16 protein-coding genes and 1 pseudogene are annotated in these 21,297 nt (G+C 72.7%); 7 read left to right on the forward strand and 10 right to left on the reverse strand.

Going from position 1 to position 21,297, the window contains the following annotated elements:
- Window positions 1–151: 151 nt before the first annotated feature.
- Genes ACFYNS_RS21940 through ACFYNS_RS21960 form a run of 5 tightly spaced genes read right to left on the reverse strand, consistent with a single transcriptional unit; the run spans window position 152 to window position 6,522 of the window.
- Entirely contained in the window at window positions 152–1,087 is a 936-nt protein-coding gene (locus ACFYNS_RS21940; protein WP_388604638.1) for an ROK family protein, read from the reverse strand.
- Window positions 1,084–2,796, reverse strand: a complete 1,713-nt coding sequence (locus ACFYNS_RS21945) for a dipeptide ABC transporter ATP-binding protein (RefSeq protein WP_388604639.1) — start codon at window positions 2,794–2,796, stop codon at window positions 1,084–1,086. The genes ACFYNS_RS21940 and ACFYNS_RS21945 overlap by 4 nt, the downstream gene beginning before the upstream one ends.
- Window positions 2,793–3,695 carry an ABC transporter permease gene (locus tag ACFYNS_RS21950; protein ID WP_360290608.1) on the reverse strand — a complete coding sequence of 301 codons (903 nt, stop codon included), beginning with the start codon at window positions 3,693–3,695 and terminating at the stop codon, window positions 2,793–2,795. Before ACFYNS_RS21950 ends, ACFYNS_RS21945 begins: the two co-directional genes overlap by 4 nt.
- A complete protein-coding gene (locus tag ACFYNS_RS21955; protein ID WP_360290605.1) occupies window positions 3,692–4,651 on the reverse strand; it encodes an ABC transporter permease in 960 nt (319 codons plus the stop codon). The genes ACFYNS_RS21950 and ACFYNS_RS21955 overlap by 4 nt, the downstream gene beginning before the upstream one ends.
- Window positions 4,652–4,710: 59 nt before the next feature.
- On the reverse strand, window positions 4,711–6,522 hold the full coding sequence (locus ACFYNS_RS21960; protein WP_388604642.1) for a peptide ABC transporter substrate-binding protein: 1,812 nt from the start codon (window positions 6,520–6,522) through the stop codon (window positions 4,711–4,713).
- 307 nt (window positions 6,523–6,829) lie between these two features.
- Here ACFYNS_RS21960 and ACFYNS_RS21965 point away from each other — a divergent pair, with 307 nt between their 5' ends.
- The 4 genes from ACFYNS_RS21965 (at window position 6,830) to ACFYNS_RS21980 (ending at window position 11,361) form a co-directional block, all read left to right on the forward strand.
- The gene (locus ACFYNS_RS21965) at window positions 6,830–8,086 is read left to right on the forward strand and encodes an ROK family protein (RefSeq protein ID WP_388604643.1); all 1,257 of its coding nucleotides are present in this window, start codon (window positions 6,830–6,832) and stop codon (window positions 8,084–8,086) included.
- Between the two features lie 10 nt (window positions 8,087–8,096).
- Window positions 8,097–9,620 (forward strand): M81 family metallopeptidase, encoded by a 1,524-nt coding sequence (locus ACFYNS_RS21970; protein ID WP_388604644.1) that lies wholly within the window; start codon window positions 8,097–8,099, stop codon window positions 9,618–9,620.
- Window positions 9,617–10,372, forward strand: a complete 756-nt coding sequence (locus tag ACFYNS_RS21975) for a copper homeostasis protein CutC (RefSeq protein ID WP_388604645.1) — start codon at window positions 9,617–9,619, stop codon at window positions 10,370–10,372. The genes ACFYNS_RS21970 and ACFYNS_RS21975 overlap by 4 nt, the downstream gene beginning before the upstream one ends.
- A gap of 293 nt (window positions 10,373–10,665) precedes the next feature.
- Window positions 10,666–11,361 (forward strand): DUF4232 domain-containing protein, encoded by a 696-nt coding sequence (locus ACFYNS_RS21980; protein ID WP_388604647.1) that lies wholly within the window; start codon window positions 10,666–10,668, stop codon window positions 11,359–11,361.
- A gap of 174 nt (window positions 11,362–11,535) precedes the next feature.
- On the opposite strand, the gene ACFYNS_RS21985 is transcribed toward ACFYNS_RS21980, so the two are convergent.
- Window positions 11,536–11,808, reverse strand: a complete 273-nt coding sequence (locus ACFYNS_RS21985; protein WP_360300142.1) for a hypothetical protein — start codon at window positions 11,806–11,808, stop codon at window positions 11,536–11,538.
- A 254-nt stretch (window positions 11,809–12,062) separates the two neighbouring features.
- Between ACFYNS_RS21985 and tsaD the strand changes: the two are divergent.
- Window positions 12,063–13,171 (forward strand): annotated as a pseudogene (gene tsaD / locus ACFYNS_RS21990) (tRNA (adenosine(37)-N6)-threonylcarbamoyltransferase complex transferase subunit TsaD).
- Between the two features lie 96 nt (window positions 13,172–13,267).
- On the opposite strand, the gene ACFYNS_RS21995 reads toward tsaD, so the two are convergent.
- On the reverse strand, window positions 13,268–14,284 hold the full coding sequence (locus tag ACFYNS_RS21995) for a LysR substrate-binding domain-containing protein (protein WP_360300136.1): 1,017 nt from the start codon (window positions 14,282–14,284) through the stop codon (window positions 13,268–13,270).
- 366 nt (window positions 14,285–14,650) lie between these two features.
- Here ACFYNS_RS21995 and ACFYNS_RS22000 point away from each other — a divergent pair, with 366 nt between their 5' ends.
- A complete protein-coding gene (locus ACFYNS_RS22000) occupies window positions 14,651–15,901 on the forward strand; it encodes a M24 family metallopeptidase (protein WP_388581171.1) in 1,251 nt (416 codons plus the stop codon).
- 97 nt (window positions 15,902–15,998) lie between these two features.
- Window positions 15,999–17,273, forward strand: a complete 1,275-nt coding sequence (locus ACFYNS_RS22005) for an NAD(P)/FAD-dependent oxidoreductase (RefSeq protein WP_388604650.1) — start codon at window positions 15,999–16,001, stop codon at window positions 17,271–17,273.
- Window positions 17,274–17,440: 167 nt separating this feature from the next.
- On the opposite strand, the gene ACFYNS_RS22010 is transcribed toward ACFYNS_RS22005, so the two are convergent.
- The 3 genes from ACFYNS_RS22010 to ACFYNS_RS22020 all read right to left on the reverse strand — a co-directional run bounded on the left by ACFYNS_RS22010 (window position 17,441) and on the right by ACFYNS_RS22020 (window position 21,291).
- Window positions 17,441–17,977 (reverse strand): hypothetical protein, encoded by a 537-nt coding sequence (locus ACFYNS_RS22010; RefSeq protein WP_360300127.1) that lies wholly within the window; start codon window positions 17,975–17,977, stop codon window positions 17,441–17,443.
- Between the two features lie 227 nt (window positions 17,978–18,204).
- Complete coding sequence (locus ACFYNS_RS22015) at window positions 18,205–19,539, reverse strand: MFS transporter (protein WP_388604652.1); 1,335 nt, start codon at window positions 19,537–19,539, stop codon at window positions 18,205–18,207.
- Window positions 19,540–19,830: 291 nt separating this feature from the next.
- On the reverse strand, window positions 19,831–21,291 hold the full coding sequence (locus tag ACFYNS_RS22020; RefSeq protein WP_360300122.1) for a Glu/Leu/Phe/Val dehydrogenase dimerization domain-containing protein: 1,461 nt from the start codon (window positions 21,289–21,291) through the stop codon (window positions 19,831–19,833).
- Between the last annotated feature and the right edge of the window lie 6 nt (window positions 21,292–21,297).

The following is a 21,297-nucleotide window of genomic DNA, read 5'->3' on the forward strand; positions in this document are numbered from 1 at the left end:
ATTCCCCTGCTCCGGAGGCGACATGAAGGCGACGGCCCTGCCGCGATGCGCGCCGACCGGCCCGCGGGCGGCCCCGGCGATGCCTCCTCCCCCGGTGCCGCCCGCCCGGCACCACCCGCTCGTGGCCGCCGGCGGATCCCCGGTGCGGGTCTCAGACCAGAGCGCCCGCGGTCAGTTCCCGGCGGGCCCTGGCGGCCGCGCCCACCGGGATCGCGTCGGCGCCCAGCGCGGCCCGCACCAGCCGGACCGGGTGGCCGCTGACCGGCGGCTCGGCGGCCAACCGCTCCCGGATCAGGGGCTCCAGCAGCCACCAGGCACCGCTGACGCCGCCGCCGACCAGCACCGTGGTGACGTCGACGAGGCCCGCCGTCATCACGATGGCCCGCGCGAGGCCCCCGGCTGCGGCCCGGTAGACCGCGAGGGCGTCCGCGTCGCCGTGTCCGGCGGCGTCGGCGATCTCGCGCGCGGTGAGCCGGCGGCCCGTGCGCTCGGCGTACCGGGCGCGCAGCGAACGCCCGGAGGCGAGGGTCTCCAGGTGGCCGCGGCCGCCGCAGGTGCAGGGCAGGTCGCCGAATCCGGGGATGTGCCCGATCTCGCCCGCCGCGCCGTGCGGTCCGGGGAACAGTGCGCCGCCGGTCCACAGCGCCCCGCCGACCCCGGTGCCCAGCGTGATGCCGAGGACGTCGGTCTCGCCGCGCACGGCGCCGCCGTACACCTCCCCGTACAGGAAGGCGTTGACGTCGTTGTCCAGGTAGGCCGGGACGCCGAGTGCCGATTCGACGGCGTCGGCGACCGCGAAGCCCGCCCAGCCGGTGAAGGAGTCGCTGGCCACCAGGATGCGTCCGGCGGCGGAGTCGACGACGCCGGCCGCACCGGTACCGACGCCGGCCAGCCGCCCGGGGGTGCGCTCCAGCAGCGGAGCCAGCGCGCCGAGCGCCTTGCCGATCATGGCCTGGCCGCCGTCGGACGCCGGGGTCGCCGTCCCGGCGCGGTCCAAGACGGTCAGGTCCTCGGCGCAGAGCACCACTTCGGTGGTGGTTCCGCCGATGTCCACTCCGGCGAAGAGGGTGCGTTCCCGGGGTGTCAAGCCCTCGCCTCCGTCCGGCCCGCTGCCAGGGTGGCCAGGCGTTCGGCTCTGCGGCCGCGCTGCACCACCGGGTCCGGCACCGGCACGGCGGCCAGCAGTCTGCGGGTGTAGTCGGTCTCCGGCCGCAGCAGCGTGCTGCCGGTGTCGCCCTGCTCCTCGACGCGGCCGGCGCGCATCACCACGACGCGCTGTGCGAAGTGCTGGACGACGGCGAGGTCGTGGGAGACGAAGAGGCAGGCGAAGCCGAGTTCGGCCTGGAGTTCGGAGACCACTTCGAGGACGGCTTCCTGCACGCTGACGTCGAGCGCGCTGGTGGGTTCGTCGGCGACCAGGAGCCGGGGCTCCAGCACCAGGGCGCGGGCGAGGCTGACCCGCTGGCGCTGCCCGCCGGACAGTTCCCTGGGGGCCCGCCGCGCCACCTCGCGCGGCAGTCTGACCCGGTCCAGGACGGTGGCGACGCGGTCCTGGCGCTCCCGCGTGTTCAGTGACCGGCGGTGCACCCTGAGGGGTTCGGCGACGCATTCGCCGACGGTCATCCTGGCGTCCAGCGAGGCCACCGGGTCCTGCAGGACCACGCCGATGCCGGCCCGCAGCGCCCGGCGGGCCCGGGAGCGGGTGCGGGCCAGGTCGGTGCCGAACAGCGAGACGGTGCCCTCGGTCGGCGTGACCAGGCCGAGCGCGACCCGGGCGGCGGTGGACTTGCCGGATCCGGACTCGCCGACCAGGCCGAGGGTCTCGCCCTGATGGACGGCGAGGGAGACACCGTCCAGCGCCCGTACGGCGTTCCTGCCGCGTCCGAAAAGGACGCAGACGCCGTCCAGTTCGACGACCGGTTCGGCCCCGGCAGCGGGCGCGGCGGACCGTGCCGCATGCGGCGCGCCCGCGTCGGCGACGGAGAGGCGCGGCACCGCGGCCAGCAGTCGCCGGGTGTACTCGTGGGAGGGGCGCAGCAGCACGTCCTCGACGGGGCCGGTCTCCACGAGGGTGCCCTGGTACATCACCGCGACCCGGTCGGCGAAGTCGGCGACCACGCCCATGTTGTGGGTGACCAGCAGCACGCCGGTGCCGGTCTCGGCGGCGAGGCGGCGCAGCAGGTCGAGGATCTCGGCCTGCACGGTGACGTCCAGTGCGGTGGTCGGCTCGTCGGCGATGAGCAGTGCGGGTTCGTTGGCGATGGCCATGGCGATGACGACGCGCTGGCGCTGGCCGCCGGAGAGCTGGAAGGGGTAGGCGGAGGCCCGCTTCTCCGGTTCGGGGATGCCGACGCGGCGCAGCAGGTCCACGGCCTCGGCGGCGGCTTCCTTGGCGGAGACGTCGCGGTGGTTTCGGACGACCTCGGCGATCTGCTTGCCGACGCGGGTGAGCGGGTCCAGCGCCGTGGCCGGTTCCTGGAAGACCATGGAGACGGTCCGGCCGCGCAGGCCCGCGAGTGCGGACTCGCCGGCGCCGATCACCTCGGTGCCGGCCACGGCGGCGCTCCCGGTGGCGCGGGCGTTGCCGGCGAGCAGGCCCATCGCGGCGAGCGCGACGGTGGACTTGCCGGAGCCGGACTCGCCGACGAGGGCGAGGGTCTCGCCGGGTTCGACCAGCAGGGACACGCCGCGGACGGCGGGCACCTCGCCGGACTGGGTGGTGAAGACGACGCCGAGGTCGTCGAGTTGCAGGATGGGCCCGGCCGCCGGTGCGGCGGGGCTTTCGGTGGCGGTCATCCGCGTCCCCTCACGTCGAATGCGTCGCGGAGCCCGTCCCCGATCGCGTTGAACGCCCACACCACCAGGATGATGGCGAGGCCGGGCGGCAGAATGAGCCACCAGTAGCCGGAGTAGGCGGCGGTCAGGCCCGCCGACAGCATGCCGCCCCAGTCGGTGGACGGCGGCTGGACACCCAGGCCCAGGTAGGAGACGTAGGCGACCAGCAGGATGGCGTCGGCGATCTGGAAGGTGGCCGCGACGACGATGGTGGAGACCGAGTTGGGCAGGATGTGCCGGGTGATGGCTCTGGAGTGGGTGCCGCCGATGGCGCGCAGTGTCAGGACGTAGTCGCGGTTCTTCAGGGTGAGTGTCTCGGCGCGGACCAGCCGCGAGGGCACCAGCCAGGAGACGAAGCCGAGGATGAGGACGAGGCCGCCCAGGCCGGGGGTGGTGATGGCGGAGACCACCAGCAGGATGAAGAGGGCGGGAATGGCGATACCGGCGTCCACGATCCGCATCATGACGGCGTCGACCCAGCCGCCGGCGTATCCGGCGGCGGCGCCCCACAGGGTGCCGATGACCGTGGCCAGGACACCGGCAGCGAGGCCGACGGTCATCGACACCTTGCCGCCGTACATCAGCCGGCCCAGTTCGTCGTGGCCGACTGCGTCGGTGCCCAGCCAGTGTGCGCCGCTGGGGGCGAGGTTGACCTGGTGGAGCAGGGTGTGGGTCTGGTCGGTGGAGTAGACCAGCGGGCCCGCGAAGCAGAACAGGACGAAGAAGACGACGACGCCGAGGCCGACGACGGCGAGCCGGTTGCGCAGGAAGCGCCGGACGGCCAGCCGGGTTCCGGACGCGGCGGGCTCCGGGGTGGTGGCCGTGCCGGGGGTGCGGCCCGGCTGCATGACTGTGCTCATGACCGGCCTGCCTTCACTCGGGGGTCGATGATCCGCTGGACGATGTCGGCGAGCAGCGTGCCGGTCACCGTGGCGACCGCGATGATCAGCACGCAGCCGAGCAGCACCGGGTAGTCGGAGGACTGTGCGGCGGTCCAGAAGAGCAGGCCCATGCCGGGGTAGTTGAAGAGCTGCTCGACGACCAGGGCGCCGCCGAACAGCACCGGCACGTAGTAGCCGAGCATGGCGACCACCGGGGTCAGCGAGTTGCGGAAGACGTGCCGCCACAGGATGGCCCGGGAGCGGGAGCCCCCGGCCCGGGCCGTCCTGACGTAGTCCTCGGAGAGGTTCTCCAGGGTGGCTGCGCGCATGTAGCGGCTGAAGACGGCGACCATGGAGGCGGCTCCCGCGGCGACGGGCAGTACCAGTCCCTGGGGGTAGGCGAGCACCTCGCCGAGTGTGTGCCCCTGCGGGGCCTGGGAGGGGAACCACGGCAGCGCCTGGCTGAAGATCAGCACCAGGATCAGCCCGAGGAAGTACACGGGTGTGGAGTAGGCGATGAAGCTCAGCGTGGTGATGACGTAGTCGACCGGCTTGTTCCGCCGCACGGCCTGCCACATGCCCAGCGGCACGGCCAGCAGCAGGCCGACGACCGCCGAGAGGACGGTCAGCAGCAGGGTCTTCGGCAGCCGCTCGGTGATCAGCTGCGACACCGGCTCGTTGAGTGTGTAGGAGGTGCCGAGGTCGCCGTGTGCCAGTTGCCCCAGGTAGTAGAGGTACTGCACGGGGAGCGGCTTGTCGAGGCCCTGCTCGTGGTCGAAGGCCGCGATCTGCTGCGCGGTGGCCTGCGGGCCGAGGATCCCGCGGGAGGGACCCCCGGGCAGGGCGTGCAGCAGGGCGAAGACCACGATCGTCACGATCAGGATGACCGCGGCGGCCTGCAGGACCCGTCTGATCAGGTATGTGGGAGTGCTCATATGTGTTCCGTCGTTCGGGCTCGGTGGTGCGCGCGGTCGCGGGGACGGGCTGCTCGGGGCTACTTGGTCCACTTCCACATGGCGGGGTGGAAGTTGGCGAGCGAGTCCTGCGCGAAGCCGCCGAGCCCCTTCTTGACCACGGAGACCTGGTAGTCGGGTTCGGGCAGCCACACCACCGGGAGCTTCTCGGCGAGGGCTGCGCTGTATTCGCGCATGGCCTCGTCGGAGGCGGAGGTGGTGGTCCGGGCGACCAGCTTGTCGACCTCGGGGTCGGAGTAGTTGCCGAAGTTGGAGCCGCCGCCGCCGGCGAAGAGCGAGTCGCCGCTGGGGTAGGCGGGGAAGTACCAGCTGCCTGCGGTGCCGAAGAAGGAGAGCTGCCACTTGCAGCTCGGTTCGCTCGCCTTGCACTGGCCGGACTGCGAGAGGACGGAGTTGACCGGTGCGGTCTTGATGTGGAAGTCGATGCCGGTCTTGGCGAACGACGACTGCAGGGCGCTCATCATGTTGTCGGTCACGGTGGAGCCGGACTGCGAGAGCACCTGCATGGAGAACTTGGTGCCCTTGTCGACGCCCTTGCCGCAGTGGCCCTCGCCGTCGCCGGGGCTGGTGCACACCATGGTGCCGCCCCGCTCGCTCCAGCCGTGGCCGGTGAGCAGCTTGCGGGCCTTGGCGGTGTCGTAGGGGTAGGGGTTGTCCTGCTGCTTCTTGGAGACGAAGGAGGACTTCTGGCCCTGCGGGATCGGGCCGTAGGTGGGCACCGCGGTGCCGTTGAAGACGACCTTGGAGAGCGTCTTCTGGTTCACCGACATCTGGATGGCCTGGCGGGCGTAGAGCTGCTTGAAGACCGGGCCCATCTTCGGGTTGTTGAAGTTGTAGGGCATGTAGGTGATGGCCCAGCCCGACCACGGCCGGACGGAGTAGCCCTTGGCGGTGAACTGCGACTTCTGGCCGAGGTCGGTGGCCTTGATGTAGCCGTAGTCGACGGTGCCGGCCCGCAGCGCGTTCTCCTCGGCGTCGGTGGTGGTGAACGGCAGCAGGTTGACGTTCTTGATGTGGGCCTTGCCCCGGCCGTCGTACTCGGCGTTGGCGGTGAGCTGCACCTTTCCGGCGGTGGAGAACGACTTGAGGGTGTAGGGGCCGCTGACGGTCTTCCACAGCGGGTCGGTGGCGTAGCCGGAGATCTTCTTGGCGACTCCGTTGAGGTACTTCCAGACCTTCTTCGCCCCGGCGGGGGTGCGGTCCAGGTCGGAGACGGAGCCGGAGTCGCCGGTCTTGTCCCAGACGTGCTGCGGCATCGGGCGGATCATGCTCAGCTCGTTGGCGAGCATCCACTGCTGGTTGTAGGCCCGGTCGAAGGTGAGGGTGAAGTGGGTGTCGTCGACGGTCTTGAAGGACTTCCAGTTGTCGGGTGCCTTGCCGGGGCTGTAGCTGGCCCAGTCCTTCTTGTTCTCCTTGACGAGGTTGAACCAGAACTCCACGTCGCGGGAGGTGATGGGCTTGCCGTCGCTCCAGTGCCGGTCACCGAGGGTGACGGTGACGCTCTTGCTGTCGTCGGCGAAGTCCGCGGCGGTGGCCAGCGAGTTGTCCTTGTTCCAGCCGACCTTGCCGGTTGAGCCGTCGTAGGCGATCAGCGGCTCCCACAGGGACTGGGATATGGAGGAGTTGTTGGTGTTCAGATGTGCGGCGGTGCCGATCGGGAGGATCCAGTTCGGCGTGAAGTTGGCCGGGAGCGCGTAGTTGATCGTGTCCGAGGCGCCGGAGGCGGACGAGGTGCCGCCTCCGGAGCAGCCGGCCAGCAGTGCACCGGTGGTGGCGGTGGCGCCCGCGACGAGGGCCCAGCGGCGGCCGGCGGCCGTACGAGCAGGGGACATGGCTCTCCTCAGGAGGTAGGACCCGAAGGGGGAGCCCGGCGAACCGGGCCGGCGCCGTCGGACCGGCGCTGTGTTCACGACAGCTAACGCCTGCTGCGGCCCGCACACAAACAAAGTTCTGTAACAAGTAAGTATCTGCGATTCTGTAAAAAGTTCGACTCACTCCGAGAACCGGCCACGCTGCTGTCTTTCGCGGGGTATTGGGTGGATTTTATGGCTGGAAAAGATCACCAGGAACCGTTCCGCAACGCGCTGCCCCGGCGTACCGTCTCCCAGACACCCCTCCATCGCGGAAGTTACTTCGTCCATGAATGAAATAAGTACAGAGGGCTCCAAGGACGCGAAGGGCGCCTCGACCCTCGCTCCGCGGATCCTGGAGCTCGTGGCATCCGGACAGGCGTCCTCGCGCGCCGAGCTCGCCGGTCTGCTCGGTGCCGCCGCCTCCACGGTCTCGCTGGCCGTGAGCCGGCTCGTCGAGCGCGGGCTCATCGCCGAGGAGGGCACCCAGGCGTCCACCGGCGGGCGGCCCCGCAAGGTGCTGCGGCTCGGCGGCACCGACGAGTTCGCCGTCGCCGCCGACCTCGGCGGACGGCATGCCCGCGTCGGCGTGGTACTGCCCGGCGGCGGCGTCGCAGGCGTCTCGACCGTTCCGTTCGCCATCGACGAGGGGCCCGAGGCGGCCCTGCCGCGGCTCGCCGAGACCCTGCAGGCACTGGCCGAGGACCACGGTCCCGGGCTGCGCGGCGTCGGCCTCTCGCTGCCGGGCCCGGTCGACGTCGTCTCGGGCTCGGTCGTCATGCCCGCCCGGATGCCCGGCTGGAACCGCTTCCCGATCATCTCCTGGCTGCAGGACCGCTTCGGCGTCCCGGCCGCAGCCGACAACGACGCCAACTGCATGGCGGTCGGTGAGCACACCGTGCGGCCCGCCGAACACCGCCAGTCGATCATGGTGAAGATCGGCTCCGCGATCGGGGCCGGAGTCATCGCCGACGGCCGGCTCTTCCGGGGCGCCACCGGAGCCGCCGGCGAGATCACCCACATCCGCGTCGTCGGCGGTGCCGAAACCCCCTGCTCCTGCGGCAACACCGGGTGTCTGGAGACCGTGGCCTCCGGCGCCGCGCTGGTCCGCATCCTGCGCGAGCGCGGCGCACACGTCGACCGCCTGGAGGATGTGGTGCGGCTCGCCGGCCACGGCGACCCCGAGGCCACCCGCGCCGTCCGCAAGGCCGGCGACTACCTGGGCCAGGTGCTGGCCGCCAACGTCAACTTCTTCAACCCCGACGCCGTCTACCTCGGCGGCATCCTCTCCACCCTGGAACCGTTCGTCGCCGCCGTGCGCAGCCAGCTGTACGAGAGCTGCCACCCGCTGGTCACCGAGCACCTCACCATCGAACGCGTCAGCCTCAGCGCCGACGCCGGGCTGGTGGGCGCCGGGCAGTTCGCGCTGCAACGCGCCCTCGCCGACGCCCTGCGCCAGGTCGGCCGCACCGACCTGGCCTCCGGCCACCTCCCCTCCCCCGCTTCCCCCGCTTCCCCCGCCACGCCGGGCCCCCGCACCCCGTAGGAGAACAGCCGTGTCACGCCCCCGCACCCCCGCCGACCGCCCGGTGATCGCGATAGCCGGACTCGGCATCGAGTCCTCGACCTTCTCCCCCGCCCGCACCCGAGCCCCCGCCTTCCATCCCGCGCGCGGCGACAAGGTGCTCGAGCGCTACCCCTTCCTGGCACCCGGCCGGGAGCTGCGCGAGGCCGCCGAGTGGCACGGCGCGCTCGTCGGCAAGTCGCTGCCGGGCGGCACCGTCACCGCCGCCGCCTGGGAGGAGCTGACCGGCGAGCTGATCGAGAGGCTCGCAGCGCTGCCCGAGCCGGACGGCCTCTGGTACGACATCCACGGCGCCATGACCGTCGAGGGCGTCGACGACGCCGAGGCCGTGCTGCTGGAGCGCATCCGCGCCACCGTCGGCCCCCGCGTGACCGTCTCCACGTCCATGGACCTGCACGGCAACGTCTCGCGGGAACTCGTCCACCGCAGCGACCTGATCACCTGCTACCGGATGGCGCCCCACGAGGACCACATGGAGACCAAGGAGCGGGCCGCCCGCAACCTGGTGGACCTGCTGGCCTCCGGCGCACCCCGCCCGGCCAAGGCGTGGGTGCCGGTACCGGTGCTGCTGGCCGGCGAGCAGACCTCCACCCGCGTGGAGCCCGCCCGGAGCGTGTACGCCGCCGTCGAGGAGGTCGAGGCCGCCGACGGCGTCACCGACGCCGCGATCTGGGTCGGCTACGCCTGGGCCGACGAGCCCCGCAACCGGGCCGCCGTCGTGGTCACCGGCCCGGACGGGGACGCCGTCGCAGCGGGCGCCGAACGGCTCGCCCGCGGCTTCTGGAACGCTCGCCACGACTTCGACTTCGTCGCCCCCACCGGCACCTTCGACGGCATCCTGGACGAGGCGCTCGCCTCCGACCAGCGGCCGTTCTTCGTCAGCGACACCGGTGACAACCCGACCGCGGGGGGCGCGGGCGACGTCACCTGGGGCCTGACCCGGCTGCTGGAGCGCCCGGAGTTCCAACAGGACGACGGCCCGACGGTGCTCTACGCCTCCGTCCCGGGGCCGGAGGCGGTCGAGACCGCCGTCGCGGCGGGCGTCGGCGCCACCGTCACCGTCACCGCCGGGGCCGAGGTGGACGACCGGCACGCCGGTCCGGTCACCCTCACCGGCGTGGTGCACGCCGTCCGGCACGGCGACCGGGACGCCGGGACCGAGGTCGTGATCCGGGCCGGCAGCGTCCACGCGATCCTCACCCGGCTGCGCAAGCCCTACCACCACGAGCACGACTTCACCGACCTGGGCCTCGACCCGCGCAGCGCCGACATCGTGATCGTGAAGATCGGCTACCTGGAACCGGAACTGGCCGAGATGTCGGTCGGCTGGAAGATGGCGCTCACCCCCGGCGGCGTCGACCAGGACCTGGTGCGCCTGGGCCACCACCGCATCCGCCGCCCGATGTTCCCCTTCGACCGCGGCATGGCCGACCCCGACCTGCGAGCCCGCCGCATCCCGGCCTCCGACCAGCCGCTGACCGGAGACGACGAGTGACCGCCCGCCCCGCCCTGGAGATCGCCGTCACCTCGCCGGCCGGTGCCCGCATCGCGCGCGAACACGGCGCCGACCGGGTCGAGCTGTGCACCGGCCTGGAGCTGGGCGGCCTCACCCCGTCCGCCGCGCTCGTCGAGGCCGCCGTCGAAGCGGGCCCGCCGGTGCACGTGCTGGTCCGGTGCCGGCCCGGCGACTTCGTGCACGACGCGGAGGAAGTGACGCTGATGGCCGCCGAGGTGCGGTCGGCCGTCGCCTCCGGAGCCGCCGGAGTGGTGATCGGGGCACTCACCGCCGCCGGTGCCCTCGACGTCCCCGTCGTGGCCGCGCTCGCCGAAGCCGCGCACGCCGCGGGCCGGCCGGTCGAGGTCACCCTGCACCGGGCCGTCGACCAGACCGCCGACCCGGTCGCGGCCGCGGCGCTGCTGCCCGGGCTCGGCCTCAACCGGGTGCTCACCTCGGGCGGCGCCGCCACCGCGGCCGAGGGCGCCGGGGTGATCGCCGCGATGGCCGCCGCCGCTGACGGCGTGGAGGTGATGGCCGGCGGCGGGGTGCGCCCCGGCACGGTCGCGGAGCTGCTCGCCGCGGGCGCCGCCGCCGTCCACCTCTCCGCCAAGACCCGGGCCGCGCCCCGGCGCGGCGGGAGATGGGTGCCGCTCGGTGCCGCAGGCGCCTCGGCCGCGGAGGACGGGCACTTCGTCACCGACCCCGCCGTCGTCGCCGGGGCCCGGCGGGCGCTGGACGCCGCGGGCTGACCTCCGGCCGCGAGGACTGAACGGGCGCGCACACCGGCCCGTTCCCGCCGGGCGGGCCGGCTGTGCGGCCCGCCCGCTCCTCGGCCGGCCGACGGGAATGCGCACTCCCGCTCGCCGTGTCCGCCGAGGAAGCGGCGGGGGTCGGGCAGGCCGTTACACAGCGGGGACACAATCAGGTGAACAACTCCCCGGCACGCGCCATCTCAGTGCACGTACCGACCAGTGACTCCGGCCGGGACGCCCGCGGAAGAACGCGGCGGCCTGGCCGTACCCACGACACAGGGGAGAATCTCGTGAAGCCCGTTCGCCGCGCGCGCCGCACCCTCCGTACCACCGGCCTGCTGGCCGCGGCTGTCGCCGCCGCGTTCTCGCTCACGGCCTGCCAGGACGGCGGCGGCACCAGCGACAGTGCGGCGGACGCTCCTTCATCCTCCCCCGGCGCCTCCCGGTCCGTCGGCCAGGAGAAGGAGTCCGGCGGCGGGGAGTCCGGGTCCGGGGGCGGCTCCGCGACGGCGGGGAACGGGAAGGCGGCCGGTGGTGACAGCTCCGCGAAGGGCGGCGGCGAAGGCACCGGCAAGGGCGGCTACGGGCAGGTGTGCGGCGCCAACGACCTGTCCTGGAGCGCCAGGTCCGAGTCCCAGGCGGGTGGGTACATCCTGCTGTCGGTGACCGCCAAGCCGGGCATCAGCTGCACCTTGCCGGGCACGCCTCCCGTGGTGGCGTTCGGCTCCGACGGCACCGAGGCAGCGCCCGCCGAGCAGGCCGTCGGGGAGCAGACGAAGCTGAGCGGCGGCACCACCGCCTACGCCGGGGTGAACCCCAAGACCACCGGCACCGACGGCGGCAAAGAGCTGAGCGCCGTCATCGCCACGGTCAGCAGGGACGACAGGACCGACCCGGTCAGCCTCGACACCGGCAGCATCACCGTCGACAAGCCCGTCGTCACCAACTGGCACACGGTGCCTCAGGACGCCGTCCCGGGCGCCTGATCGCGCCTGCTGGTTCACTCGGATCCGCGGCGACGTGAACGGCCGGTCGGTTCCGTGCCGCCGCAGCGCACCGCTCGGTGCTGGTCCCGCAGCGCACCGCCGGGGTTCTCGCGCAGCACCCGGCGGTGCGCCGATCCCCCGCGGATGTGCGGAGCCTCCGCGACCGGACGGCCGTCAGCCGCGCCGCGCCAGGAACACGCGCGTCCCCACCGCCAGCAGAGCGCCGAACACGACGAGGTACACACCCAGTCGGTCCTGCGGCACCGCCGAGGACCAAACCTGCCACGTCGAGGGCGTATAGCCGTCGACCGCCAGGTAGGCCCCGTAGGAGCGGGGTGGCTGCGCCATCCGGTCGTGTCCGCGCACCCACAGCAGCGCGCCCACGACGGCGCAGGTGGCGGATATCGCGTACAGGACGGCCGCATGCTGCGGAGCCGGTCTGCTCACGGGTTCTCCTTCATGGTCACTGGCGTTCCGGTGCGGGAATTCTCGCTGCCCGCACTGTCCGGCCGCGCGTCAGGGCCGCCTTCTGCCTCCAGCGTCACGACGGATCCATGAGCGCTCTTTCGGTACCGGCCAGGCGGCCCCGGCAGCAGGCGGGAGTGCGCTCTGCGAGTTCCCGTCTTATTGCATATTGCTTGCAATTACAATGAGGGTGCAAGAAAGCCGGACGTGAGGGAGTGGCCGTGTCCCGAGGACCGATCGTGCTCGGTATCGAGTCGTCGTGCGACGAGACAGGCGCGGGGATCGTGCGGGACGGGAAGCTGCTGGCGCATGCCGTCGCGTCGAGCATGGACGAGCACGCACGGTTCGGCGGTGTCGTGCCCGAGATCGCGGCCCGCGCGCATCTGCACTCCTTCAACCCCGTGGTCCGGCGGGCGCTCGACCAGGCAGGGCTGAGGCTGAGCCAGCTCGACGCGCTCGCGGTCACCACCGGGCCCGGCCTCTCGGGCGCGCTGCAGGTGGGGCTCGCCGGGGCGAAGAGCCTCGCGTACGCGGTGGGGGTGCCGCTGTACGGGGTGCACCATCGGCCGGACACGTCGCGGCGGACACCCTGGAGCACGGACCGCTGCCCGACCCCTCCGTGGTGCTGATCGTCTCCGGCGGCCACACCTCGCTGCTCCTGGTCCGGGACCTGGTGCGGGAGCCGATCCTGCACCTCGGTGACACCCTGGACGACGCGGCCGGTGAGTGCTTCGACAAGGTCGCCCGCGTGCTGGGCCTGCCGTATCCGGGCGGTCCGGCCGTCGACCGGGCGGCACGGGACGGCGATCCGCGGACCGTTGCCTTCCCCAGGCCGTTGACGCGTCCCGGCGACGACCCGTACGCGTTCTCCTTCTCCGGGCTCAAGACGGCTGCGGCCCGCTGGGCCGAGCAACACCGCCTCCGTGGCGAGGAGCCCCCCGTGGCCGACGGGGCCGCCGCCCTGCAGGAAGCTGTCGCCGACGTGCTGACCCGCAAGGCGGTCGCGGCCTGCCGCGCCCACGGTGTCGGGACGCTGGTGGTGGTCGGCGGCGTGGCGGCCAACTCCCGGGTCCGGGCCCTGGCGGAGCAGCGGTGCGCCGCGGCCGGGGTCGAACTGCGTGTCCCGCCGCTGACGCTGTGCACGGACAACGGGGCGATGATCGCGGCCGTCGGTGATCTGCTGGTGCGCTCCGGTGCCGAGCCCGCGCCGCTGGGAGTGTCCGTCGACCCGTCGGCGCCCCTGGAGTACGCGGCGCTGCAGCCGGGCGCTGCGGCCGGTGGGACGGGCGCGGTGCCGACGGAGCCGCCCCGCACGGTCAATGGTGGCGGGACAACGGCACGGTGAAGTCGGCTCGACGGCCCGTCCCTACGACAGTGCGGCTTGCTCCCCTGGAGGTGAGAGATCCGGAGCCCGGCATCGAGGGCGCGGTGCGGCCGTCTCTCAGCGACCGTCCGGATCCTCCAGCAGCCGGAGCGCGGCTGCCGTGTCCAGGGCGGCGCGGACGAAGGCCAGTTCGGAGGGGCGGTCTCTGGTCGAGGTCCGCCGGATGACGGTGATGCGGCGCCTGATCGGGTCCCGGAAGGGGAAGACGTCGACGTTCGCCGGCCGCAGTGGCAACGCGAGTTCGGCGACCAGGGTGATACCGAGGCCCGTCGCCACCATCGCCATGGCCGTGGCCTGCTCGTCGATCTGATGCGCGATCCGCGGGGTGAAGCCGGCCGTCCGGCACACCGCGCACAGGGCCCGCCCGAACTCGGTGTCGGTCCCGGAGGCGACCCAGGAGCTCCCGGCCAGGTCCGCGAGGTCCACGGGGGCGCCCGGGTCCGCGCTGTCCCGGTCCGCGAGCCGCGGCGGGGCGGCGGTCGAGGGCGGCTCCTCGGCGGACTCGCCCAGGGCCGCCGGTGTGCTCAGGGCGCCGTGCGGGGCGACGAGGTAGAGCTGCTCCACGCCGACCAGAGTGCTCTCCAGTGCGCCGTCCAGGGCGCCGGAGCCGGGGGCGGTGGGATAGTCCAGTACGAACGCCAGGTCGAGGTCACCGTCCCGTACGGCGGCCTGGGTCTCCTCCGGTACGACCTCCCGGGTCCTGACGTGCACTCCGGGGTGGCGTTCGGCGAGGGTGGCCAGCGTGGGCGGCACGAGGGTTCCGGCGAGGGTCGCCAGTACGCCCACGGTCAGGTCGGCGGTGAGGGTCTCCCGCGCCTGTTCGAGCGCGATCCGGGCGCGCTCCTCGGCGGCCAGGATCTCCTCGGCGTGCTGCGCCAGCACGCGCCCGATCTCGGTGAGCCGGACGCGGCGCCCGACGTGTTCCAGCAGCGGCACACACACCTCCCGCTCCAGCGCGGCCAACTGCTGGGAGACGGCCGAGGGCGTGTAGTGGAGCGCCGCCGCCGCTTCGGTGAGGGTGCCGCGCCGGGACAGCTCCCGGAGCATGCGCAACCGGTTCAGCGAGAGTTCCATTAACCAAATCTAATGAGATCGCTGAAGGTTTTCCCGATGGACGTGAAAGAACGGGGTGCACGAGACTGCAGACACGGCGAAAGCCCGGCCGCCGGGCGGATCCCCCCGCGGCAGACCGACCTCACCCACCACCCTTCCCGGCTCCCGGGCCGGCTCCCGCTCGCGCCGCCCCGGCGGTGGGACGGGACACCGGGAGCCGCCGGACCCCGCCCGGTGCGCTCCCCCGCGCCGGGCGGGTAGGACGAGCACCCTGCACGGGCAACCGGATGCCCCTGGAACCCACCCACTGGCCCACGGCCGCGGCGGGCGGGGTACGGCTGCCGAGCGGTCCACCGCATTCCTGCATCAGGAAGAGAAGAGGGGCACATGGGCACCACGGAACACGGCATACACGGACCCGACGTCACCCGGCTGGGCAACGCCCCGTCGCCGGGCTGGCTCACCGAGGAGAACGCCGCATCGATCCGGGCGACGGAGGGCCCCGCGTTCGAAGAGGCGGAGTACGCAGCGCGGCTGCGGGAGCTGCGCGGCCGCATGGAGCGGCTGCCGCTGGACGCGATGCTGGTCTTCCGCCCCTCCAGCGTGGAGTATTTGTGCGGTTTCCACACCGCGGAGACAGCTCCGCAGCCGCTGCTGGTCACCGGCTCCGAGACCCATCTGTACCTGCCCGACCTGGAGGTCGGCAGGGCGCTGGCCAGTTCGGTGGCCGGCAATCTCCACTACTGCGGCTACGCGGACGCGCTGCGCGGTCTGGAACTCTTCATCCGGCACGCAGCGACGGTGCTTCCCCGAGGCGCGCGGGTGGGTGTCGAGGTCGGGCACGCCTCCACGCCCCCGCGCGTGCTGGAGTTGCTGCGCGAGCAGGGGCTGGTGGTCGTGCACCCGGACCATCTGGTCGAGCGCGCCCGCCTGGTGCTCTCCCCCGCCGAGCTGCGCAGGATGGAGGAGGCGGCCGCGGTGACCCAGCGGGGCGTCGCGGCGGGGGTGGCCGCCGCCGGAGGGCCCGGAGCGACCGACTCCTCGGTGGCCGCGGCGATCGCCGAGGCGCTGTACCGCGAGGCGGACTCGCCCTCGGCCTGGGGGCCGGTCGTCGCCACCGGGCGGCGCGGCGGCATCCCGCACTCCAGTTGGGTGGGCCGGGAGCTGGGCGGCGGGCCCACCTTCCTGGAGTTCGCCGGGACCCGGGACCGCTACCACGCGCCGGTGATGCGCACGGTGGTGCGGGGCGGAGCGTTGGACGCGGCGGACCGGCGGCTGGCGGAGCTGGCCCGCACGGCCGTCGCCGCCGTGCTGGAGACCGCGGCGGAGGGGGTCACCGCCGCGCAGGTCGCCGTCCAGGCCGGCGAGGCGCTGGGCCCGCTCCCGGACGATGTCATGTTCCACCAGCTCTTCGGCTATCCCGTCGGTCTGGCGCACAAGCCGCACTGGATGGACGGCGCCCCCTTCTACCTCACCCCGGACAATCACGAGCCTCTGGTGAGCGGCATGGCATTCCACATTCCCGGCTCCTTCCGCTCGTTCGGCACGTCAGTGGTCGGCCTGAGCCAGACGTTCGTGGTCGAGAAGCACGGCACGCGCGTGCTCACCCACGGCCCGGCGGACGTCATCGAGGTGTGAGACCGGTTCCCGTCGGGCTCGGGCCGGTGCCGCCGGGCGGCGGCTCGACCGACGGGTTCGGCAACCGCACTGCTTCTCCGGATACTTCGAGGTGACCGTGAACACATCGCACACCGCACCCGAACACGTCGCCGTCGTCGGGGCCGGCATGGCCGGGCTCTCCGCCGCGTGGTTCCTCCAGGAACGCGGGGTGAGGGTGACCGTGCTGGACCGCGAGGGAGTGGCAGCGGGGTCCTCATGGGGGAACGCGGGCATGCTGAATCCCGCGTTCACCGTGCCGCTGCCGGAGCCGTCCGTGCTGCGCTACGGCATCGCCTCGCTCTTCGACCGGGACTCGCCGGTGTCCGTGCCGCCGGCGGTCGACCGGCACCTGTGGGCCTTCCTCCTCTCGTTCGCGCGCAACTGCACGGCACGGCGGTGGCGGCGCACGATGACGGTGTTCAACGAACTCAACCGCGGCTGCCTCGCGGCGTACGAGCAGCTCGTCGAGGGCGGCGTGCACGCCCCCGTGAAGGACGCCGACCCGCTGGTCATCGCCTGCCGGAACCAGCAGGACCGCGCACATGTCCTGGAGGAGTTCGCGCACATGAGCGCGACAGGAGGTGACGAGGCCCGGTTCGAGGCCGTCTCCGGTGCGGAGCTGCGCGCACTCGAGCCCGCGCTCAGCGACGAAGTCCGCCTGGGCCTGAAAGTGCACGGGCAGCGCTTCATCAACCCGCCCGCGTTCCTGCGCACGCTCGCGGAGGATGTCCGCCGCCGGGGCGGGGACATCGTCGAGGGCTGCTCGGTGGCCCGGATCCGGGACCGGGGCCGGGCAGGCGTGGAGCTGGTGCCTTCTCCCGCCTCCGCGGTGGCGGAGCCGGTGCGGGCCGACGCGGTCGTGCTCGCCTGCGGCGCGTGGCTCGACCCCCTGGCCCGGCCCTTCGGGGTCCGGATGCGGGTGCAGGCGGGGCGCGGGTACAGCTTCACGGTGCGGCCGCGGGCGATGCCGACGCATCCGATCTATCTGTCGGGCCAGCGGATCGCGTGCAATCCACTGGGCGACCGCTTCCGGGTCACCGGCACCATGGAGTTCCGCGCGCCCGACGCGCCGCTCGATCAGCGGCGGGTGCGCACCATCGTCGAGTCCGCCCGGCCGATGTTCCGCGATGTGAACTGGGACGACCGCCGCGAGGAGTGGGTGGGATCCCGGCCGTGCACCGCGGACGGGTTGCCGCTGGTCGGGCCGAGCCGCTCGCCACGGGTGCAGGTCTGCGGAGGCCACGGTATGTGGGGCATGGTGCTGGGGCCGCTCACCGGGCGGCTGCTCGCCGACGCCATGACCGGTGGTGAGGCGCCGGCGCTGCTGCGCCGTCTCGACCCGCTGCGCTGAGCGGCGTTCCCGCGGTCGGCGGGATATCGGTGCGCTCGCGGCTCCGGCACCGCAGGGGACCACGCAGGGGCGCTTCTCGGCTCTGGGGCGAAGCGCGGTTCGGGTCGTCGCGTCGCGTGCACGTCGCCTGCCGCACGGGCCGTCCCCGCGGCGGGCATGATGGCGCGTCAGCTCCCGTCCGCGCTGGAGAGCGCCTCGGCGATCATGCGGGTGGCGAAGTCACGGTCGTCGGTGATCCGGTTGATGAGCTCGGCGAGCAGGAAGGCGGTGGCCTCCAGGGAACTCAGCTCCTCCCGCCGCCACTCGCCGAACTGCTGACGCCACAGGCTGGGGCTCAGACCGGTGCCCGCGGCGACGAGCAGGCCGGCCATGGTGGGGACGACTTCCGGACGGACGCTCTTGGGCATCATGCGCATGGAGGCGACCAGGTTCGGGACCACGCACTCGATGACGTCCTTGTCGTGGTCCTCATAGGCGAGTCGCAGCCACCGCATGAACAGGTAGATGAGCGTGCACGCGCCGTCGAGCACGTCGTCGATGCCGCCGGGGCCCAGTGAGGCGGCGAACTGGCGGTCCAGCCGCCTCCGTTCGGCGTCGGGTCGGGTGTTCTCGTCGTAGACGGCCTTGAGCTGGGAGTCGATCATCATGAGGGCTGCGCCCACGTCACCGGCGGGCGCGTGCTGGGGATCGCAGGGCGAGGGCACAGGATTCCTCCTCGGGTGACCGTGTGGAGCGGAACATATCCGTACGGTAGCTCCCCGCCGGTTCGCCGGTCCGCCGAATCCCGGGAAGAGCCCCGGGATTCGGCGGACGGTGTGCGCGGCCGGGCCGCACTCCCGCGCGGCCTGCCTCCTGCCTCCTGCCTCCTGCCTCCTGCCTCCTGCCTCTACGGGATCGGGGGCCTGCCCGGTCGTGCGGGACGGCGCCTCGGTCAGCGCTCCAGTTCCTCCCCCGACCGTTCCGGCAGCCGCAGATAGACCAGCGCGGACAGCAGGCACAGCGCGGCCACATACCACGGGAAGGCGTCCGGCATCTCCAGGTCCTCGAACAGGGTGCCGACGTAGGGCGCGGTGCCGCCGAAGAGCGCCACCGCCAGCGAGTACGGGAATCCGATGCCGGTGGCCCGCACCCGGGCGGGGAAGATCTCCGCGTTCACCGCGGCGGCGATCGAGGTGTAGCCGGTGAGCAGCACCATGCCGACGCACTGGACGAGCAGCAGTGAGGCGAACGAGTCGCCGACCGCATGCAGCAGCGGCACGCACAGTGCGGCGAAGCCGATCGCGAAAGCCAGCAGCAGCGGTTTGCGGCCGATCCGGTCGGACAGCATCCCGCCCAGCGGCTGGAGCAGCATGAAGAACACCAGCGAGATCGTGCCGGACACCAGCGCGTCGCTCTTGTCGAGACCGGCGTTGACCTCCGCGTACGTTGGCAGATAGGAAGTCCACACGTAGTAGGCGATCGTCCCGCCGGCCGTGATCCCGACGATGAGGAGGGATTCGCGGGGGTGCAGGCGCAGCGCGTCGAAGAGCCCGGGGCGCGGCGCTCCGGCCTGCTGCTCGCTCCGAGTCTCCCGCGCCCCGCGCCGCACCCAGAATCCGGCCAGGCTCAGCAGCGCCCCGAACAGGAACGGCACCCGCCAGCCCCACTGGTGCATCTGCCCGTCGCTCATGGTGGAGACGAGCAGCGCGGCGACACCGCTGGCGACCAGCTGGCCCGCGGTTGTCGACACATACTGGAAACTGGAGAAGAGCCCCCGTCGGCCGGGGCCGGCCGATTCCACCAGGAAGGTCGTCGAGGCGGCGAACTCACCGCCCACGGAGAGCCCTTGCAGCAGGCGCGCTGCCACCAGCACCACCGGGGCCAGGACCCCGGCGGACGCGTAGGTGGGCGTGACCGCGACCAGCAGGCTGCTGCCGCCCATCAGCAGGATGGTCAGCGTCAGTGCGGCCCGCCGCCCGGCCCGGTCGGCCACCGATCCCAGCAGCAGGCCGCCCACGGGCCGCATGAAGAAGCCGACGGCGAAGACGGCGAAGGTGGAGAGCAGCGGGACCAGTGAACTGCCCGCGCTCTTGGGGAAGATCTCGTCGGCGATGTAGGTGGCGAGGAAGGAGTACGCGAACCAGTCGTACCACTCGACGCCGTTGCCGACCGAGGCGGCGACCAACTGGCGCCCGGTCCGCCGGGGCGGGCTGTCGCGCCCCTCGTCAGATCGGTTGGGCTGCGGCCTTCCGGCCGAGTCCTGGGGCTGTTCACTCACCCGCGTCATCGATCGCCATCCCTCCGGTGCGCTTTCCTTCCGCACCGGGTAACCGGGCTCCGCCGCACCTCCATTCCTGCATCTCCGCCCCGTCCCGGCATCCGGTCGCCCTGGGCCCAACGCGCCCTCCCCGGAGGGCGGCTGCACGGACTCCGGCGCGCCGCCCGCCGGCGGGAGCGGGCTCGGCTCACCGCGGAGGCACCGGGGCCGGACACAGCGGCTCTGCCGCATCGGGGCGGAACGGGAGATGCCTGCGGCCGGAACCTCCCGACCGCAGGCACCTGCCCGGCGCGAGACTTCTCAGTGACGCGCGGGGGGCTCGTCTGCCGTGCCCGGCCAGTAGGCCGGGAAGGCGGCTGCGGGCTGCCGCCCGGTCTCCATGAGCCCGGTGTCCGGTTCCAGCTCGGCGACGATCGGTGCCACCCCGTTCGGCGGGGCCGCCGCGAGGACGTCGGTGGCGGCTTCGGGGGCCGGCGTCGGCGCGGACCCGAGCGCCGAAGCGGTGTGTGCGTCCGGCAGCTGCTGCTCCTGAGCCGTGCGGTCGAACAGGTCGCGGAAGGCCACCGCAGCCCCGCACTCGCCGATCATCCGCTGCGAGTTCTGCTTCGCGAGCCGGACCCCGGCGGCGCGCATGGACATTCCGGTCTCGTCGGCCAGGATCATCAGTTCGCGGACCAGCGGCCGGATCTGGGAGGCCAGCCGGCCGCAGGCTCCACTGGGGCTGACCACGTCGCCCAGGATGACCCACCAGGCTCCGGCGGCGGCACCGGTGTTCGCGATGAAGTCGGGCACCACGCCGACGCCCCGCTCCTTCAGGAGCTGTTCGGCTTCGGGGGTGGTGGGTACGTTCGCGGCTTCCACCACCAGCTCGGCAGTGACGCGGTGGCAGTTCTCCTCGGTGATCACGTAGGAGACGGCGGCCGGGACCAGGACGTCGACCTCCTGATCCAGCCACGCGTCGCCGGGGCACACCTCGTCGTCGTCGCGCAGCGCGGAGCGGTCGATGACCCCGCTGGTGCTGCGTGCGCGCAGCAGGCCTTCGACGTCGACGCCGCGCGAGGGGTTGCGGACCAGTCCCTGGGCGTCGGTGACACCGACGATCTTCACTCCGGCGCGCGCCAGATAGAGCGCCGTGGCCCCTCCCATCGTGCCGAAGCCCTGGATGACGGCGCGAGCGGACGAGGCGGGGATGCCGCGGTGCTCCAGCGCCGCCAGCGCCGCCTCCGCCACTCCGAAGCCGCCGACCAGCTCCGAGAGCTTCAGGCCGTCCGTCCGGGTGGCGAAAGCCTGCCGGACGCGTTCACGCGCTTCCTCCTCGTCCGGGGCACGGACCATAGCGGCGTGGAAGGAGGTGTCTCCGAGGCCGACCCTCCCGAAGGCGCTGTCGAGTTCGTCCTGCTGGGTACCGAGGTCTCCCGCCGTCACCCAGAAGCGCTCCAGCAGCGGCCGCACGCCCTGGAGGAACCGCTCCCGCACCCCGTCGGCGCGGGGGTCGGCGGAGTCGAAGTCGATGCCGCCCTTGGCGCCGCCGACCGGGATGCCGAAGGCTCCCATCTTGAGCGTCATCTCCCGGGCGAGGGCGCCGACCTCGTCGAGCGTGCATCCCGGCCGCATGCGCAGGCCGCCGGTGGCGATGCCGGACACCAGTTGGTCGATCACGACGTAGCCCCGGGCGGTGGTTTCCGAATCTCGCCACATGACCTGCAGAAAGGGTTCATGCTCGGCAGCCTGCAGCGGCGTGTCGACAGCGTTCTGTGTCATGTGGCA

The organism is Streptomyces sp. NPDC006925 (assembly GCF_042869575.1).
Taxonomy (GTDB): domain Bacteria; phylum Actinomycetota; class Actinomycetes; order Streptomycetales; family Streptomycetaceae; genus Streptomyces.

Bases quoted from the DNA above. Each gene is read 5' to 3' on its own strand.
- ACFYNS_RS21945 (WP_388604639.1), bottom strand. From the start codon at position 2,796: ATGACCGCCACCGAAAGCCCCGCCGCACCGGCGGCCGGGCCCATCCTG.
- ACFYNS_RS21950 (WP_360290608.1), bottom strand. From the start codon at position 3,695: ATGAGCACAGTCATGCAGCCGGGCCGCACCCCCGGCACGGCCACCACC.
- ACFYNS_RS21955 (WP_360290605.1), bottom strand. From the start codon at position 4,651: ATGAGCACTCCCACATACCTGATCAGACGGGTCCTGCAGGCCGCCGCG.
- ACFYNS_RS21960 (WP_388604642.1), bottom strand. From the start codon at position 6,522: ATGTCCCCTGCTCGTACGGCCGCCGGCCGCCGCTGGGCCCTCGTCGCG.
- ACFYNS_RS21965 (WP_388604643.1), top strand. From the start codon at position 6,830: ATGAATGAAATAAGTACAGAGGGCTCCAAGGACGCGAAGGGCGCCTCG.
- ACFYNS_RS21995 (WP_360300136.1), bottom strand. From the start codon at position 14,284: ATGGAACTCTCGCTGAACCGGTTGCGCATGCTCCGGGAGCTGTCCCGG.
- ACFYNS_RS22000 (WP_388581171.1), top strand. From the start codon at position 14,651: ATGGGCACCACGGAACACGGCATACACGGACCCGACGTCACCCGGCTG.
- ACFYNS_RS22015 (WP_388604652.1), bottom strand. From the start codon at position 19,539: ATGACGCGGGTGAGTGAACAGCCCCAGGACTCGGCCGGAAGGCCGCAG.
- ACFYNS_RS22020 (WP_360300122.1), bottom strand. From the start codon at position 21,291: ATGACACAGAACGCTGTCGACACGCCGCTGCAGGCTGCCGAGCATGAA.